This window comes from Sphaerisporangium aureirubrum, from assembly GCF_042658925.1.
GTDB lineage: Bacteria > Actinomycetota > Actinomycetes > Streptosporangiales > Streptosporangiaceae > Sphaerisporangium > Sphaerisporangium aureirubrum.
This window is the reverse complement of sequence record NZ_JBHSRF010000009.1, coordinates 13,807-31,296: the sequence shown is the minus strand read 5'-3', so window position 1 is coordinate 31,296 and position 17,490 is coordinate 13,807. Positions and strand designations below refer to the sequence as shown.

At 68.1% G+C, this 17,490-nt stretch carries 14 protein-coding genes and 3 CRISPR repeat arrays; of the genes, 7 read left to right on the top strand and 7 right to left on the bottom strand.

Features of this window, described 5'->3' with window-relative positions:
• The first annotated feature begins 125 nt into the window (after window positions 1–125).
• The 3 genes from ACFP1K_RS09255 (at window position 126) to ACFP1K_RS09245 (ending at window position 2,972) form a co-directional block, all read left to right on the top strand.
• Window positions 126–359, top strand: coding sequence for a helix-turn-helix domain-containing protein (locus ACFP1K_RS09255; protein ID WP_184612090.1), 234 nt, complete (start codon window positions 126–128; stop codon window positions 357–359).
• Between the two features lie 36 nt (window positions 360–395).
• Window positions 396–947, top strand: coding sequence for a Clp protease N-terminal domain-containing protein (locus ACFP1K_RS09250; RefSeq protein WP_380749074.1), 552 nt, complete (start codon window positions 396–398; stop codon window positions 945–947).
• A 216-nt stretch (window positions 948–1,163) separates the two neighbouring features.
• Entirely contained in the window at window positions 1,164–2,972 is a 1,809-nt protein-coding gene (locus ACFP1K_RS09245; protein WP_380749072.1) for a hypothetical protein, read from the top strand.
• Between the two features lie 52 nt (window positions 2,973–3,024).
• Here ACFP1K_RS09245 and ACFP1K_RS09240 read toward each other — a convergent pair whose 3' ends face one another.
• Window positions 3,025–3,741, bottom strand: a complete 717-nt coding sequence (locus tag ACFP1K_RS09240) for an ankyrin repeat domain-containing protein (RefSeq protein WP_380749070.1) — start codon at window positions 3,739–3,741, stop codon at window positions 3,025–3,027.
• A gap of 161 nt (window positions 3,742–3,902) precedes the next feature.
• Between ACFP1K_RS09240 and ACFP1K_RS09235 the strand changes: the two genes are divergently transcribed.
• Together ACFP1K_RS09235 and ACFP1K_RS09230 are read left to right on the top strand one after the other, a co-directional pair.
• Window positions 3,903–5,159, top strand: a complete 1,257-nt coding sequence (locus ACFP1K_RS09235; RefSeq protein ID WP_380749068.1) for a glycosyltransferase family 4 protein — start codon at window positions 3,903–3,905, stop codon at window positions 5,157–5,159.
• Window positions 5,160–5,224: 65 nt separating this feature from the next.
• Window positions 5,225–5,935 carry an alpha/beta fold hydrolase gene (locus ACFP1K_RS09230; protein ID WP_380749066.1) on the top strand — a complete coding sequence of 237 codons (711 nt, stop codon included), beginning with the start codon at window positions 5,225–5,227 and terminating at the stop codon, window positions 5,933–5,935.
• 39 nt (window positions 5,936–5,974) lie between these two features.
• Here ACFP1K_RS09230 and ACFP1K_RS09225 read toward each other — a convergent pair whose 3' ends face one another.
• From ACFP1K_RS09225 to ACFP1K_RS09205, 5 genes are all read right to left on the bottom strand, one after another.
• Complete coding sequence (locus ACFP1K_RS09225) at window positions 5,975–6,799, bottom strand: class I SAM-dependent methyltransferase (protein WP_380749064.1); 825 nt, start codon at window positions 6,797–6,799, stop codon at window positions 5,975–5,977.
• A gap of 108 nt (window positions 6,800–6,907) precedes the next feature.
• The gene (locus ACFP1K_RS09220) at window positions 6,908–8,278 is read right to left on the bottom strand and encodes a hypothetical protein (protein ID WP_380749062.1); all 1,371 of its coding nucleotides are present in this window, start codon (window positions 8,276–8,278) and stop codon (window positions 6,908–6,910) included.
• Window positions 8,279–8,625: 347 nt separating this feature from the next.
• On the bottom strand, window positions 8,626–9,423 hold the full coding sequence (locus ACFP1K_RS09215; protein WP_380749060.1) for a hemerythrin domain-containing protein: 798 nt from the start codon (window positions 9,421–9,423) through the stop codon (window positions 8,626–8,628).
• A 203-nt stretch (window positions 9,424–9,626) separates the two neighbouring features.
• Window positions 9,627–11,021: a hypothetical protein gene (locus tag ACFP1K_RS09210; RefSeq protein ID WP_380749058.1), complete on the bottom strand. Its 1,395-nt coding sequence runs from the start codon at window positions 11,019–11,021 to the stop codon at window positions 9,627–9,629.
• Between the two features lie 142 nt (window positions 11,022–11,163).
• The gene (locus ACFP1K_RS09205) at window positions 11,164–11,709 is read right to left on the bottom strand and encodes a hypothetical protein (RefSeq protein ID WP_380749056.1); all 546 of its coding nucleotides are present in this window, start codon (window positions 11,707–11,709) and stop codon (window positions 11,164–11,166) included.
• Between the two features lie 434 nt (window positions 11,710–12,143).
• Window positions 12,144–12,544: direct repeats of the CRISPR family, unit length 29 nt; unit sequence GGGACCATCCCCGCGTGCGCGGGGAGCAC.
• Between the two features lie 91 nt (window positions 12,545–12,635).
• Window positions 12,636–13,459: a CRISPR direct-repeat array (repeat unit 29 nt; unit sequence GGGACCATCCCCGCGTGCGCGGGGAGCAC).
• A 755-nt stretch (window positions 13,460–14,214) separates the two neighbouring features.
• Here ACFP1K_RS09205 and ACFP1K_RS09200 point away from each other — a divergent pair.
• The gene (locus ACFP1K_RS09200) at window positions 14,215–14,544 is read left to right on the top strand and encodes a MazG-like family protein (RefSeq protein ID WP_380749054.1); all 330 of its coding nucleotides are present in this window, start codon (window positions 14,215–14,217) and stop codon (window positions 14,542–14,544) included.
• Window positions 14,545–14,648: 104 nt separating this feature from the next.
• The gene (locus ACFP1K_RS09195; protein ID WP_380749052.1) at window positions 14,649–15,095 is read left to right on the top strand and encodes a helix-turn-helix domain-containing protein; all 447 of its coding nucleotides are present in this window, start codon (window positions 14,649–14,651) and stop codon (window positions 15,093–15,095) included.
• Window positions 15,096–15,361: 266 nt separating this feature from the next.
• Here ACFP1K_RS09195 and ACFP1K_RS09190 read toward each other — a convergent pair whose 3' ends face one another.
• Window positions 15,362–16,345 (bottom strand): phosphotransferase family protein, encoded by a 984-nt coding sequence (locus ACFP1K_RS09190; RefSeq protein WP_380749050.1) that lies wholly within the window; start codon window positions 16,343–16,345, stop codon window positions 15,362–15,364.
• Window positions 16,346–16,596: 251 nt separating this feature from the next.
• Window positions 16,597–17,355: direct repeats of the CRISPR family, unit length 29 nt; unit sequence GGGACCATCCCCGCGTGCACGGGGAGCAC.
• Between the last annotated feature and the right edge of the window lie 135 nt (window positions 17,356–17,490).

The following is a 17,490-nucleotide window of genomic DNA, read 5'->3' as shown; positions in this document are numbered from 1 at the left end:
TTCCGGGACAATTGGGGTCGTACCAGCGGAAACTCCTGCCACATCGGGTCTTCCCCGATGATCTTCTATTTTCAGGCGTCAACTGTGGTTGACACCGTCCCAGGCGTCAACCTATATTGACACCTATGAGCGACACCGCCCAACTGGCCTCCGACGCCGGCAGCCGCGACCCCGCCGTCGGTCTCCGCGCCGTACGAGCCCTGCGCGTCCTGGTCGAACGCCTGGAGGCCCTCCAGGTCGACAGCGCGCGCGAACAGGGCTGGTCCTGGCAGGAGATCGCCGTCCTCCTCGGCGTCAGCAGGCAAGCGGTCCACAAGAAGTACGCCGGCGGCCGCGGCCTGCTGCGACGCGAGAAATGAGACCCCCGATGTCACCACGACAGGAGAAGTAAGCACATGTTCGAGCGATTCCGCGAGGACGCCCGCCACACGGTCAAGCTCGCCCAGGAGGAGACCAAGCCGTTCGGCCACGACTACGTCGGCACCGAGCACCTCCTGCTGGCCCTCCTGCGCCAGCCCGACAGCGTCGCCACCCGCGTCCTCGCCCGCCACGGCCTGGACCACGACAATGTCGGCGACGCCGTCGCCCGCCTCCTCGTCACCCCCGACGACCTGGACGCCGAAGCCCTCGGCAGCATCGGCATAGACCTCGACGCCATCCGCGAAAAAGTCGAAGCCGCCTTCGGCCCCGGCGCCCTGGACCGCAAACCCGGCTCCCCCCGCCGCCCCTGGCGCCCAGGCGGCCACATCCCCTTCACCGGCCGCGCCAAGAAGGTCCTGGAACTCTCCCTCCGCGAAGCCATCGCCCTCAAACACAACTACATCTGCAACGGCCACATCCTCCTAGGCATCCTCCGCGAAGGCGAAGGCCTAGCCGCCAAGGTCCTCTCCGACGCCCACCTCGACTTCCCCACCCTCCGCCAGGAAATCAAGTCCGAACTCAACTGATCCGACCCGGATCACCCCGACCGCGCGCGCGGTCCCCGACGAACACCGTATTTTCTGTAGTATCGGCAAATATCGCGATGAGCACGGGGGCGTTAATCAGATCCAAAGTAATGGATCTACTAGAGATTTCTACCGATTTATCCCACGATCCGCGAAAGAACGCGCGCCATGCCAACTGGAGCCAGGGACCGACGCATACGGGTCAAGCCCGCGACCGTGCGCGTCACCGGCTTCCTGCTCAGTCTGATCTTCGCCTTCGTTTTCCTGGGGCTGATTTTCGACGCCAGGCAGGCCGCCGTCTTCACGTCGTTGCTGATCGTGCCGTGGGGACTCACCGCGTGGCTTCTGCACCGGCAGGCCAACCGCGTCCTCTGGACCAGTCGCCGCGAACTCCTGGGTCTCACGCTGCTCCGATTCCTTCCCTTGCTCCCTCCCATGTGCTCCTTCATCACGGATCACGACGCCGGGATCGGCTACACCATCGCGACGGCGGCGGTGCTCGTGCCGATCACGGCCGCCGGCGCGTACATCAGTCTTCGCGGGGAAGAGCGATTCCGTCTGCGACAAGGCCTCGCCGTCGCGCTGAGGTCCGGCGACAGACGGCGGATGATCGCCGCGTGCGAGGCGGAACTGCGGAAAGCCGGTGCTCCCGCTCATCGTTCCTGGTTGACCATGAACCTGGCCTACGCGCTGTACAACCTGTCGCTGGAGAGCTATGACCGGCATGCCCTCGAACGAGCGGCACGTCTCCTCACGAGCGTCGCCGAAAACGACACCGATCCCGAACGCCGATTCTCCGCCGCGGATCTCCTGGTGGACGTCACGGACTCGTTCGAGCGATCCGAAGGCGACAACCTGGCGATCGAGCAGGCGACGGAGCGAATGATCGCCGCCGCCGAAGGCCTGCTACATATTCCAGAGGTGCTCCATGCCGTCAACCTTCGGCGCTTCGACATGGCTTTCATCCGTTTGTCGGTGGACCTGGCCCGCATGGCGAGTGGCCTGTCGCCCTCGATGCGCTTCGTGGACGACTTCAAAGGACTCATACGGCAGGGCGAACAGTACTTGGAGGCCGTTCCATCCTCTTTACACACATCTCCACGCGTTAACTTTCTGATCGCACAGTTGGCGGTACTGAGGTCGTTCATCGCCCAGATGGAAGAAAGGGCACCGTCTGCTTCGCGCATCGACGACCTGCGCAGGGTGCTCGACGAGACACCCTCCTATCTCAGAATGGCCGCCCATGCCTGGCTACCCGCGCTCGTCATCCTGGTGGACATGAATGATGCCACTCTCGCCGACGTGACCGATGCCGAACGCCGGATCCGCGCGGCACTGGCGGCAGGGATGGATAACTTTTCCTCCGTGGCCCTGCACAGAGGGCTCGCCAAGCTGGCCGCGATCGAGGCTGACCTGAGCCCCGGACGGCCCGGGTATCTGGTCTCCGAAATCATGAGACGACACAGATCCGCCTACGAACTGGCCATGGCGAATTCATTCACGGAGGCGACAAGCATCGCCATGGACTGGGGCGAAGTGGCGGCGCAGCATGATCTCGCCGATCAGGCTGCGGAGGCTTATCTCATCGCCTTGCGGACGGCGCGGCGTTTCGCGCACGGGTCGCTGACGCGCGGCGAGCGGACCGCGCGCGTGCGCGAGGCCAACGGCGCGGCGGTGGAGGCCGCGTACTGGCTTACGGCCTGCCACAAGAACCACGAGGCCGTGCTGGCGCTGGAGACGGGCCGGGCGCTGCTGATGAGTGAGGTCATCGAGAGAGATCAGATCGAGGAGCGGTTGCGCGAGTACGGGCACACCCGGCTGGCCGACCGATACCGCGAAGTGATCGCGGAGTTGCGGGCGCTCGAACCCGGCGGCCGTGACACCGCGTGGATGTTCACTCCCGAAGGGCGGGCCCGGCGCGCCACGCTGGACGCGGCCAGGTCGAGATGGGACGGCCTGGTCCAGGAGATCCGCGGGCTTCCGGGCTTCGAAAGCTTCTCGCCGACCCTCGCCAAGGACGACTGAATCCCGTGGCCGGCTCCTCCGATGTCCGGCGCGCGGCCGGACGGGTGAGGTCTCAGACGAGTTCCGCGGCCGGTCTGCCGCCGCGTGTGGCCAGCCAGCCGGCCACCTCCTCGGCGCCGCTGCGCCGGGCCGCGTCCAGGGGGGTCAGGTGGTCGTAGCCGATCCAGTTGAGGTCCGCGCCATGGGCGAGGAAGTACTCGGCGGCTTCGCGGCTGCCGCCGTGGCAGGCCGCCCACAGGCCGGTGGTGGCGTCCTCGCGGGTGAGGGGCGGGGCGGCGGCGATGCGGTCCATCAGGCCGAGGGCGGCGGACTCCCATAGGTTCGTCGTGGCGCCGCGGGCCAGAAGGCGGCGGGCGGCGTTCCACTGGGCGAAGGCACAGGCGTCCGAGATGGCGGTGCCGTCCGCGATCACCGCACCCCGGGCCTCGATGTCGGCACCGGCGTCCAGGAGGGCGTCGAGGACGCCGATGTCGTCACAACTCGCCGCCCACATCAACGGCGTCTCGCGGTGCGGCCCTTCGAAGCGCCCGTCGACGTCGGCCCCCGCCTCCACCAGCAGCCTGGCGGTCTCCGGTCCGTTGGGGAAGTTCCCGGGCCAGTCGGTGAGCACGTGCAGCAACGTACGCGACATGCCGCCCTCGTCCCCCAGCCGCACGGTGACCAGCTCGGGATGCGCGCTCAGCAGGCGCCGCAGCTCGCCGGTGTCACCACCGTGGATCGCGTCCGTCACGGCTCGCGCGAGGGGAGTGTCGGTGTCCAGATAGGTCATGCCGACCATCCTGCTTCACGGTTCGGGAGGCGAACCGGCTCACGGTGGTGCGCATGCGTCGTATCGCCAAGGGAAGGGAGCCGTCACCCAGTCGACACCGGACGTCGCGCGCACGCCGACGAGCCCCTTTTAGGGTGGAATTCATGATCCTCGCATCGGCAGTGAAGCGTCTGCGTCGGTTAGGCGTGCGTGCGCTCCGGGCGGCCAACCGCCGCAGGGCGCGTGGTGCCGCGGAGCCCGGCACGCGGCAGATCACGTTCCTGCTGCTGCACGCGCACGGGATGGGCGGGACCATCCGCACCGTGTTCAACCTCGCCGGCATGCTGGCGGCCGACCACGACGTCGAGATCGTCAGCGTCATCAAGACCAATGAGGATCCGTTCTTCGAGGTGCCGCCGGGGGTCCGCGTCACCTTCCTGGACGACCGTGTGGGCCGCCGCGACCTGCCCGCCTGGCTCGCCCGGTTGGGTGCCAGCAGGCTCATCCCGCGCGAGGAGGCGGCCTACGCGACCTTCACCCTGCGCACCGACCTGAAGATCCTTCGTTTCTTACGCGGCCTTCGCGGTGGCGTACTGATCACCACCCGCCCCGGCTTCAACCTGGCCGCCGCCCTGCTGACCCCGCCCGGGGTGATCACCATCGGCCAGGAGCACGTCGGCTTCGCCTCCCACCAGCCCGACCTCCAGAAGCTCATCGTGCGCCGCTACGGCAGGCTCGACGCCCTCGTCACCCTGACCGAGGCCGACCTGAAGGCGTACCGCAAGGCCCTGCGCGGCCGCCGCCGCCCGCACCACCTGTCGCGTATCCCCAACGCGGCCGTCCCCTTCGCCGGGGGCCCCTCCCCCCTGACCGGCAAGACCGTCCTCGCCGCCGGCCGGCTCACCAAGGTGAAGGGCTTCGACCTGCTCATCAAGGCCTGGGAGCAGGTCGCCGCCGCCCACCCGGGCTGGACCCTGCGCATCGTCGGCGCCGGCCCCCAGCTCGAACGCCTGCAGGCCGCCATCGAGGAGCGCGGCCTCACCGGCTCGGTCCAGCTTCCCGGCCCGAGCTCCGACATGGGCGCCGAGTTCGACGCCGCGTCCGTCCTCGTCCTCAGCTCCCGCCACGAGGGTTTCCCGATGACGATCCTGGAAGCCTTGGGCAAGGGCGTCCCCGTCGTCAGCTTCGACTGCCCCCACGGCCCCCGCGAGATCCTCACCGACGGCCACGACGGCTTCCTCATCCGCCGCCGCGACATCGACGGCCTCGCCGCCGCCATCGGCCGCCTCATCGAGGACGAGCCGTTACGCCGCCAGATGGGCACCCGGGCACTCCACACCTCCCGCCGCTACACCCCCGCCACCATCCACGCCGAATGGAACGCTCTGCTGGCCGAGCTGTCCGCGGCCGCCTCAACCCCCACCGCCCCGGCACCCTGATCGGCACGATGGCGCCCCGGTGACGGACGCCCGGAAATGTCGGCGGCGTCGCCTAGCCTCGGACCATGGACATCATCTTGATCCCCGGGCTCTGGCTCGACGGCACGTCGTGGGACGAGGTCGTTCCCGCCCTCCGGCAGGCCGGGCACCGCACCCATTCCCTCACCTTGCCCGGTATGGAGTCCAAGGACGCCGACCGCTCCCAGATCACCCTGCGCGACCACGTCGGCGCCGTCGTCCAGGCGATCGACTCCGTCTCCCCGTCCGGCGGCGAGATCGTGCTCGTCGGCCACTCCGGCGGCGGCGCCATCGCCCACGCCGCGGCCGACGCCCGCCCGGACAAGATCACCCGGGTGGTCTACGTCGACAGCTGGCCCCTCGGGGAAGGCGGGGCCATCAATCCCTACTTCCCCGCCGAGAACGGCGAGGTCCCCCTCCCCGACTGGTCCCTGTTCGACGAAGAGGACCTCATCGACCTCGGCGACGAGTCGCGCGCCGCGTTCCGCGCACGCGCCATCCCCTCACCCGCCGGGGTCGCCCGCGGGCAGCAGCACCTCACCGACGACCGCCGCTACGACGTCCCGGCCACCGTCATCGCCTGCGAGTTCCCGAGCGCCCACCTCAAGAAGTGGATGTCCCAGGGCGAGCCGAACCTCCTGGAACTCTCCAAACTCCGCGACGTCGAGTACGTCGACCTCCCCACCGGCCACTGGCCCCAGTTCACCCGCCCCGGAGACCTCGCCCAGGCGATCCTCCACAGCATCACCCCGGCCTGATCACCCGGCGCGCCGTTCCTCAGGACGCGTGAACGGGGATCACGCCGCCAGGACGCGCGCGCGGGTGCCGACCCCGGTCAGGGAGGTGGCGTCGAGGGAGTGGATGCCCCTCGCGTCCAGGGTGCTGACGAGGTCGTCGCGGACGCGACGGGTCGCGTCGGCGTCCAGGCCGCGGATGACACCGCGGAAGCCGGTGCCGAGGACCAGCAGCCAGGCCAGGTCGGCGGTGAGGGGGACCGACAGGGGGATCCGGCGTACCGAGACCTCCTTCAGGGCGAGACGGGCCAGCCAGTTGCGCATGCCGTCCTCGGAGCCCAGCCTGACGACCGGGCCGCGGGCGGGCGGGGCGGCGAGGGGGCCGCGCTCGCGTTCGGCCGCTCCGTAGAGCGCGACGCGGAACTCCTCCAGCGCGCCGTTCGCCCAGGTGGTGACCGCGAAACGTCCCCCCGGGCGGACCAGCTCGACCAGGCGCGCGGCGGAGGCGTCCAGGTCGGGGAGCAGGAGCACGCTGTGCACGCACAGCACGACGTCGTAGCGGGAGCCGTCGGCGGGGCGCCAGCGTGACGCGTCGGCCCGGACGAACCGCAGGTGATCCATGCCTTGCCGTGCCGCGCGTTTTCGCCCCTGCCTGAGCAGGGACTCGGCCAGGTCGACGGCGTCCACCCGGCCGCCGGGGCCGCTCGCGGCGGCGGCGGGCAGGGCCGAAGCACCCGCGCCGCAGCAGACGTCGAGCACGCTGTCACCTGGCTCGACGCCCGCGACCCTCGTGGTCGCCTCGCCTATGGGGTCCCACAGGACAGGACTCAGCTCGGCGAAATCGCTGTCGGTACTGTCGAAGAGTGCGCCGATCTCGGCGGGATTCACGCGTCCTCCGTTCGCATTGACTTCGAGGCTCTGACGCGAGTTCTTCTTCCAGTTGACACGACATCACCCCCGTCCGCGAACTCGGACGGGGGTGAGCCGGGGATTCGGTCAGGCGTCGAGGCGGCAGCCGTCAGTGGTCTTGCCGTTGTTGCAGTGGTTCAGCTGGAGGCTGTCCAGCAGGTAGGCGAAGGTCTGGCCCGAGGGGGTCATCACCGAGAGCTGCACGGTGGTGGCGCCGGTGGGGGCCAGGCCGGAGACCGAGTACTCCTGCCACCCGGAGTTGAGGGCGATCAGCGAGCTGTCGGTGCTCGACAGCAGGGTGCCGGACGAGTTGTACCAGGACATGCGCAGCCTGACGTTGCCCGAGGTGCCGGTGGTGGCGCGGGCGAAGAACTTGTACCGCTGCCCCGCCGTCACCGGCGGCCTGCGCGTGAGCGAGACGAACCCGTCGGCGTACGACTGCACGTTCATGGTCAGCGACCGCCGGCCGTCGTAGTAGCGCGCCGACACCTGGTTGTCCGGCCCCGGGGGTGTCACCTGCATCCACCCGCCGCCGGACACGGTGAACGACGACGGGTATCCGTACGGCGCCTCCGCCTCGATCGTGCGTTCCTGGGCGGTCAGCAGGTCGTTGCTGTACCCGACGTCACAGCAGGTGGGTGTGGTGAACACCGAGTAGCCGGCCACGTTGAGCTTGCGCGGGTCCGGGTACTTCGACGTGTAGAGCATCGCCGCGGGCTCGCTCGGGTCGTAGTAGTTGTTGAAGTCCGCGTCCAGCTGCCAGTCGTTGTACTGGCTGGTCATGACGTCGCTGATCTCGTCGATCCCCGCCTCGGTCACCTTGGCGTGGTCCACCTCGTGCAGGTGGATCAGCTCGTGCAGCAGCGTGCCGCTGTCCCATTCGTCGGCGGTCCCCACGCAGACCGGCCCGCAGTGGGCCGTTCCGGTCCCGTCGAAGTCCTCGAAAACCACGTACCGGCGGTTGGCGTTGTCGTACCCCGCCGCTCCCAGGTCGTCGGCGATGACGTCCGGGGGCGTCTCGCCGCCGATCACGCCGTTCTCGATCTTCTCCGGTATGACGAGGGCCTGGGCGTAGCCGGCGTAGGTGCTGGTGTTGTATCCGGTCCGGCAGCTGAGGTTGATGTGCTGGTCGTAGTTGGTCGACTCGTCGACCGACCAGTCCATCCGGTCCACTATCTTGGCGATCCGCTCCACGAAGGCCGCGTAGTTGTTCCCGTTCCCGTCATGCCAGGCGTAGATCACCTGGACGGCCGGGATGCTCGACGAGGCGTTCGTCGGGTCGGACAGCGTCGTGGTGCAGCCCCGCTTGGGGACGTTCGCGTCCACCGGCTGCGCGTAGGGGCCGGTGGGCTCGGTGCCGATGGGGTCGAACACGGCGTGCGCCGGATTCGCCATCATCGAGATGACGAGCGCCGTCGTCGCCATGACGGCGGCGACACGCCTGGGTCGTAAAGACAAATTGAGCTCCTCCCGTTATTTGCCATTAACCCATATCAAATCGATCATGGCGTTAAGGGATCATTACGGACGGAGCAACATCAGCGCAAAACCGCAGCTCACGATGAACATCAGTTGTCGAAAACATGTCATCCACAATTTGAGATGCGATCCTTTTGGGCCCCCGGGAACAAACAGGACGAATAATCCTTATAGCGGAAACCAACCTGAATATCGGTAGTGTTTGCTCCAGCCATGACGTCCCCCGTCGAAACTCGTCAGGCGCCTCGCCGACGGTGATACGGGACGGCGCGCTCAGCTCCCGAAGATGAGCCGCTGCCGACGCCGGTAACCGGGCCTGACCAGCATCAGCAGCACCCCGAGGACCGGACCGGCGACCTCGCGGACGCGCGCCATCTCCTCCGGACCGGCGTACCGGTCCACCCAGGCGAGCTCGAAGCGTCGGTGCTCTTGAGCGACTTCTCCATCGCCTTCCAGTCGGCACGGGACACGTACTGCTCGATGACCGGGAAGATGGTCCGCTCCTCCTCCTCGGTGTGCTCGTCGATCAGCTCGGCGACCGTACGGATCGCGGCCGCCAGCCCTGCGGCGTCACCCTCACCGCTCGCGAAGCGGCCCGCCGCCGAACGGACCCTCTCCAGCAGGCGATCGAGCTCGGAATGGTCCTCGGAGAGGTCGCCGAGGAACTCCGCCAGCCGCCCGAGCACCAGCCCGGCGGGGCCGAGCGTGATCCCCGCGGTGTGCAGGCCGATCATCTCGCCCTCCGCCGGGAGGACGAGCCGGTAACACTCCTCCGCCACCTCGCGGGCCCCGAGGGCCATGGCGTTGCCCCCGCGCAGCGCGAGGTCGATCGTCGAGAACACGCTCGGTGTCGTCATGCGCTCGGCCGGCCAGACGGACCGGGCCGCGTCCAGCCGCCCGGCGGCGACCAGCGCGCTGACGTAGAACTCGTCGATCGCCCGCGGTATGCGCTCGCGGGCGGCAGCCAGCTCGTCCACCGACTCCTCGGCGCGACCACTGGCCAGCCGCACCGTCAACCGCGCCAGGCTCCGGAAGACGGCGACGTTGGGCCCTCCCGCCTCCCCCATCCGCTCGGCGAGAACCGTGTACGCCGCCAGGGCCAGCTCGAACTCCCCCTTCACCACCGCGTCGACGGCGTCGCTGCGCCGGCTACCCGCCTTCTACACCGCGTCCTGATCCCGCCGCGCGAGACGACGACGCACCGTCGGGAGCACGGTGCCAATCGTCGCCGAGTGATCCGCTGATTCGCTGATCCACTGATCCACTGATCCGCGAACGAGCGCGGCGGGACCGCACCGGCCCCGCCGCGCTCACCCCGGTCCGCAGCTCAGGCTGGCAGCCCGAGCAGATCGGTGTCCCCCGTCATGAACGCGGTGAGGAACCGCTCCCGCCCGAGGATCTTGAAGATCTCGTCCGCGTGCACCCCGTTCTGCGCGTAGCCCAGAGCCACCTTCCTCTTCGGTTTCACCAGGTCCCCCGACACCCCGATCATGAGCCGTGCCGTCGTCCCCTCGTCCCCGTGGTCGATCATCCAGTTGAACACCTCCCGGGTGACCACCTCGACGAACCCCTCCAGGATCACCAGCGGCCTCGTGACCTTGCCCGACTTCAGCTTGATGTCCGGGTGGAGAAGCGTGTGCACCATCTCGTGCACGATCACCTCGACGAGCTCCCACCGATGCTCCGACTGCGGCCGATCGGTCTTGAACTCGGTGACCAGCCCGACCCCGCCCCCCGGCTGCCCGTGGGAGTTCGACCCGATGTGCCGGCAGAAGAAGACCGCGGCCCTCCTCGGCTTGTCCTCGATGATCCACTTGCTCAGCAGGTCCCACAGGAAGACCCTGTCCTCCTGGCGGGTGGCGTCGTACGCGGCGGCAGCGAAGATCGACTGCCCCGCGGAGTCGTCCTCCCCCAGCAGATGGGCGCGATTCATCAGATGCTTGACGATGTCCTCGTCACTCGGCATGGTCGCCGTCTTGTCGAAGACGTTGTCGAAATAGTCGAACCCCGTGAAGAACGGGCTGTTCTCGTTGGCCGCCGCGTACGGCTGGAGCATCTCCCACGCCGTGAACTGCGCCAGCTCCGCGATCGCCTTGAAGTCCCCCAGCCGCTGATACGCCGCCGGCACCTCCGCCGGACGCATCCACTGCCGAACGTGATCAGCCATGTGCGCGTACAACTTCGGCAGAAGCTCCTTGAGCACCTCCCCCTTGAGCGGCGCCCCCTGCCCGCCCTGCGCCCCCGACGGCGGCGGCCCGTAGAGTGCGACGACCCGGTCACGCTCCCCCTGCGTCAACCGCTGCGCGCTCGCCCGCAACGCCGCCCGCAACCACCCCGTCCGGCCGAGCACCATGAGCTCGAACTCCCGCCCGGACGGCGACGGCATCACCGGCCGCACCTTGCCGACGTTGGCCACCAGCCACGCCAACGCCTTCTTCACATCGAACCCCGCACCCGGATTCCCGAGCACCATATTGGCCGCGTACACCAGCCATAACCGCAACTGCCGATCCGTCAGCCCCAGAGCCAGAGCCGGATCCTGCCCCCCCGCCTTGAAGAGCCGCCCGAGCGTGTCCGTCACCTGCGTCTCGTTCCAGCGCGCCACATCCCCATGCTTGACGACGACCTGCACCGGCCCGAGATTCACCGTCCGATTGACCGGCACCTCCTGCTGAGCCACGGCGATGAGGACGTCGTCGATGGAGGACTTCGGAGCGAACATGACTTTCCTCCGTAACTACCGGTCTTCTGCGACGCCCCCCATCAAATCCGCCCCGCGCCGAAATCGCGATAGCAATCCGCCCCCGCGAAGGCCCCGCCCCGCCCGATCACGACGGCAGGACGGGGCGTATGCCGTCCGGCGACTAGATCCGCACGAAACGCAACGAGGACGTCCCGCCCTCGTCATTGAGAATCTCGGCGATGGCGGCCGCCCCCTCCAGGTTGGCCCAGAGGACCTGCACCCGGATGGCCGTCGGCCCGGTCACAAGAATGTCCTCATTGATCGGCGCAGTCTCCCGCCGGCCGATCTCATCTCGAGCCGGGTTCTGATCGGCCACATGAACAACGGTCCGGACGCTCCCCGGCACGGCGGAGTTCGCCGTGACATTGAAAAGCCGCGCCCGGATGAGCGTGTTGAACGGAGGCTTCCCCCAGACCCGTCCATGGATGTTCGCGTCGAGCGCATAGCTGCCAGGCAACGGAAGGGTGACCTCCAGCGGGATGTCGATCCACGTACCAGCCGGCAAGGTCAGCAGATCGACGGTCTTGGCCAGATGCACGGTGTCCCCCGGCAGGTCCCCCGCACACGGCTTGGCAACCGGCGGCACCGAGCCGGCCCCGGCATGCGCCGGAAGGACACCAATCCCGAGCAGCGCGGTCACAGCGGCAGCAACGAAGAGTCGACGCATGGATGTTCCCCCTGTTGAGAGTGCTTGTAGCCGGAACGATCACTACCCAAAGATCTTGCCTCCCCCACACCCACAGCGATCAATCACCTACGCAATGCGTACCCACCCATGCCCAGCTGCTTGCCAACGCCCCCAGCAACGATTCCGACGCCCCCCAGGGCATTCGACCCTGGACACCCCACCCCACCAGCCGGAAGGACACCGATGTCCGAGGGCTTCACCACCGAAGCGATCCAACTCAAGGACTCACCGGTCTTCGTCCGCCACACCGGAACCGGCCCCCCGGCCCTCCTCCTACACGGCCCCCCAAGAACCTCCGCCACCTGGCACCAAATAGGCCCCCCGCCTGGTAACCGAAGGCTTCACCGCAATCTGCCCCGCCCTACGCGGCTACGACCGCACGGCGCGTCCCGTCGTCCGTCGGTGTGCGTCCCGGGACCATCCCCGCGTGCGCGGGGAGCACCTGGTTGGCGGCGGCCTGGCCGTGGTCGTGGTCGTGCTCGGACCATCCCCGCGTGCGCGGGGAGCATCGGCCGTGCAGCAGCGCGTCGAGCTCGCGCTCGGGACCATCCCCGCGTGCGCGGGGAGCACAAGGGGAGCGCGAACACGCTGTAGTCGTAGCCGGGACCATCCCCGCGTGCGGGGGGAACACGAGTCGTACCCCGACAGGTCGGCGGAGGTGCCGGGACCATCCCCGCGTGCGCGGGGAGCACGCCGACGCGATCAACGGTTTGGACACGGGCGTGGGACCATCCCCGCGTGCGCGGGGAGCACTCCGTCCCCCGATCGGGCCGCCCTGGGTGCTAGGGACCATCCCCGCGTGCGCGGGGAGCACAGGTGCCCTCGGGCAGCCTCTCCAGCTCCGCGAGGACCATCCCCGCGTGCGCGGGAGCACACGACCGACGAGAACTCGCCCTTGACACCCTCGGGACCATCCCCGCGTGCGCGGGGAGCACACGTGCGGCACCTCGGTTCGGCTGACCTGAAGGGGACCATCCCCGCGTGCGCGGGGAGCACGAAATACCTGACGCGTCCACACGCGCCGTGTTATGGACCATCCCCGCGTGCGCGGGGAGCACCTCGAGCGCGACCTGCTTGCGCTTGCACGTCAGGGACCATCCCCGCGTGCGCGGGGAGCACCTGGGCCCTTCGTCTCTCTGGTCCTCGTGCCAGGGACCATCCCCGCGTGCGCGGGGAGCACTCGAAGCCGCCGGTCTTGTGCCAGGAGTACAGGGGACCATCCCCGCGTGCGCGGGGAGCACGGCACCGCCATGGCCCAGTCCGGGTTGACCCAGGGACCATCCCCGCGTGCGCGGGGAGCACTCCGCTGGCGGGCTGGGTGAATGGCAGGGCGCTGGACCATCCCCGCGTGCGCGGGGAGCACCCGGCAACCCCCCTCGCGCTGAGGGTCGCCATGGGACCATCCCCGCGTGCGCGGGGAGCACCTGCTCTTTGCTGGTCAGGCCGCTGCTGGTGAGGGACCATCCCCGCGTGCGCGGGGAGCACTTCGCCCCCCGGTCGATGCTGCGCGCGGCGCCGGGACCATCCCCGCGTGCGCGGGGAGCACGCGGCACTTTCGGCGCCGCGTCGAACTTCCGAGGGACCATCCCCGCGTGCGCGGGGAGCACACGCCTCTGGGCTGACGCATCGCAACGACCTAGGGACCATCCCCGCGTGCGCGGGGAGCACGAGGGGGTCAGCGCCCCGATTGATACCCCGGACGGACCATCCCCGCGTGCGCGGGGAGCACACTCGCTGACCTGCGGGTCTATCTGGCGTTGGGGCCTGTTTTTATTACTTTCATCGAATCAGACTTTCCCGCCTTGGAGAGGCAAACACCTCTAACACTTCCCAGGCACCAACAGACCGCACCTGACGTCACGATGATCATCTCTCGCTTCCCCCACCTACCCTGACACCTGGCTCGACACTGTGACCCAAGTCGCCAAGCGGGTGGCGTCCCTAATCATCACCACCCCAGCGGGCCTGGTCCGCGTAGCAAGCGTCTACATCCCTCCCGCGACGCCAGACCCGCCAAGATCGAGTGTAAACGCCGTTTCCTCGACACTTTTGTCGTCGTCGCTATCTGCAAGGCCACCGCCGATATCCCCCTCATCCTCCCCGGCGATCTCAACATCCTCGAACCAACCCGCCAACCCAGATATCCCTCTTCCAGCCCTTCGAATACGATGCCTATCGCCACCTCATCGAAGCCACGCTGATCGACGCCTTGCGCCTACTCCACCCCGACGGCAACCAATACTCCTGGATCGGCAAAAACGTGCAACAGCCACCGCTACGACCACCCCATGACATCCACCGCCTAGCCATCCACATCACCACTGCGACTAATTGCACAGCTGCCGATCCGGCCCTGAAGCCTTTAACGACCATTCCGCCATGACCCTCAATTTCACCCACTCCCGGTGATCACACCCCAACCCCCACCACCCAACAAGAGCTGTTCTGAACCATCGCCCCACCAGCCGCGCTAGCCTCACGCCCATGACCCTGGACATCTGGCAGCCCATCGAGGACCTCGTGACCTGGCTCGACACCCACACCACACAACCCGCCGACGTTGAGCTACTGCTCCGCCTAATGAAAGTGGTCGGCGAAGCCGGCGAAGTAGCTGACGCCATAGACGGCGTCTACGGCCACAACCCACGCAAAGGCATCACTCACACCTGGGAGGACGTAGACAGCGAGCTTTGCGACGTCATCCTGACCGCCATGGCCGCCCTACGCTCCCGCACACCAGACGCCGCACAGACCTTCAAAAACCACCTATCGAGAGTGACCGCCCGCTCCATAGCCACATCCGTCGAAACCTGACCACTGGGCTACCGCCCCGGTGCTCGGGTGGCCGATTTCCGGAAGACCGAACCCAGCTGTGGTTACACTTGTTGCAGATAGCCGCTGAGCATCGTGAGGTGGTCATGGCCCGTACCGGCGTCCTGGCTCGTGCCACTCATGTCGAACCTGTCAGCTCCGACCATGACGTACTCGCCGAACTGCAAACCACCCATCCGCGTGCGCAACTGGTACTCCGCGAGTCCGGTGGCCACGACATCGTCCTGCCACAAGGACTTGTGCGGCTGGTCCTAGCCGTCGCCGAGGATCTCGCGGCAGGCAACGCCGTACTGGCCCTGCCACTGGAAACCCTCCTCACCCCACAAGAGGCCGCACAGTTGCTGGGCCTGTCGCGCCCCTTCGTCTCCCGACTCCTTAACGACGGCGAGATCCCCTCCCGGCATCTTCCTGACAGCCGCCACCGCTTGATACGCCTCACAGACCTGCTGGAGTTCCAGACCCGTCGCGAGCAGCGAGCCGAAGGCCGTCGCAGAATCATGGAGATCGCAGAGGAGGCAAATCTGCCTTACTGATCTCCCCGGAAGTACCGCCCGATGGCACGGGTCTGCCCGGGACCATCCCCGCGTGCGCGAGGAGCACTCATCCCACGGGCGGCGCGGAGCAGCCGCCAATTGGGACCGTCCTGGCTTTGTTCGCGAGCGCTGACCGCAGTTGCTCGTCAGGAGTGACCGCACCCGTATTCCGGTGAAGTCGATGTTCATGAGAGATGACCGCACTGGGACGGCTTGCCGCGAGAGGAGCGGTGCGTTTGAGATCAACGTACTTGAGGTCAAGGATCTCAGGGATCTTGGTTCGCGCGGCGGGTCCTCTCCTGGATAGGTGGTGGCGCCTCGGGGTCGATGCCAAGTGCGCTGAAGCGCGCCGCCAGGTCGTCAATCCACTGCGGTGGCGTCCGGTGATCCGGCAGCGGGATGCCGGCTTCGCTGCGCCACAGTGCGTCGCCGAGGGCGTTGCGCAGATGCCAGGCCATGACCCGCTCACGGGACAACTGGCGGCCGGTGAACTGCTGGTAGTGGCGCATGGTGGCAGTCAGTAGCTCCACGCCGGGGCCCATCCCCGGACCGGGAAGGGCACGCAGCTCGTACTCCGGCTCGGCGGCTGCGACGGTCTCAAAGTCCACCACCAGCCGGAGCTGGTCACCGTCCCACACCTGGTTGTCGCCGTGCAGGTCGCCGTGCACGAGCACGGCCGGGCCAGGGGAGGCCAGCGTGGTGTCGGCCCAGTCGCACCAGCGTGCGACGGCCCGGCGCTGATCCGGCCGGGCCCATCGCCCGAACTGGTCGCGCAAGGTGCCCGTCGTGGCCGGCGGCAGCTCCACTACGGTGAGCCTGTCGACGGCGGCTCCGGCGCGCTCGCGGACTGAAGGGTGGTGCAGGGCCGCCAGGAACGAAGCGAGCTGCCTTCCGGCGAGGTCCCTGTCGATCGAATCGACGATCTCGAACAGGGACTTCCCCGGCACGCGCCTGGTGATCAAAAGCAGGGGGTCGGTGCCGCCGGCGACGACCTCGGGCAGGAACGGGACCACCGGCTCGCGCGACAGCGCGGTCAGAACGCTGATCTCGCGCGCCAGGCGGAGCGCCGCCGGACGCGACCACGCAAACTTCACGATGAACTGCTCACCGATGACCACGCTGGATTTATGCCACAGCGGGTCGCCGCCTGCCGTCAGGGAGACCGCGATCGGATATCCGCTCAGCTCCGGCGCCACGGCTTGCAGTGCCTCGCCGAGCGAACCGGCCGAGCACTCAGCCAGCCATCTCATCTCGGGTACCCGGCCACGCCAACACAGTAGAGCTTCCCGCTTCCGGACGGTCGCATGTGGCTGGCGGCGCTCGCCCGTTTCACCGAGGCGCGGTCAATCCCCCGCGAACATCGATCATGATCCGTCCCGCAAGCATCCCAGCGTGCTCAGGGGGAGCACTCGCCCGTTGACGTCCTACGGTCGCAGCGGGAGGGACCATCCCCACGTGCGCGGGAGCACAGGGCCCGGATCGTTGGGCACGGATACGGCGCGGGACTATCCCCGCGTGCGCGGGGAGCACTTTACGCGCGCCGCGCGGAAGCACCCGAAATGGGACCATCCCCGCGTGCGCGGGGAGCACCCGGTCACGAGCACGGTGTACAGGTCCGTCGTGGGACCATCCCCGCGTGCGCGGGGAGCACTTCTCCAGGGAGAGCGCGAGGTAGGGATCGGTGGGACCATCCCCGCGTGCACGGGGAGCACATCCCGAAAAAGGCGAAGATCGTGAAATTCCAGGACCATCCCCGCGTGCACGGGGAGCACAGCACCAGGCTCCGGCCGCCGAACGCCGGGATGGGACCATCCCCGCGTGCACGGGGAGCACCGTTCTTCTGGATGTTGGCGAGAAAGTGGTCGTGGACCATCCCCGCGTGCACGGGGAGCACCAGGTGTACCACCCGGGCACGCGGGCACAGCCGGGACCATCCCCGCGTGCACGGGGAGCACTCCCGGTTGGCATCGCGGAGCGCGGGAAGCGAGGGACCATCCCCGCGTGCACGGGGAGCACACGGACTCGATGGTCGTCACCACGGGGAGCCCGGGACCATCCCCGCGTGCACGGGGAGCACACGGCGACCGGGACTTCGCCCTCACGGGCTCGGGGACCATCCCCGCGTGCACGGGGAGCACGCGGGGCCACAGCGCACCGGCGCCCGTGCTGAGGGACCATCCCCGCGTGCACGGGGAGCACCCGCTCAGGGGCGATGCTCATCCCGAGGTTCCGGGACCATCCCCGCGTGCACGGGGAGCACACTCGTTGACCTGCGGGTCTATCTGGCACAGGTGCCTATTTTTATTACTTTCATCGAGTCGGGCCTTTCCGGCCCGGAGGGGTAAATACCTCTAATGTCTTATCGGCAGGACAGAACGGACTATAAGGGCATAGC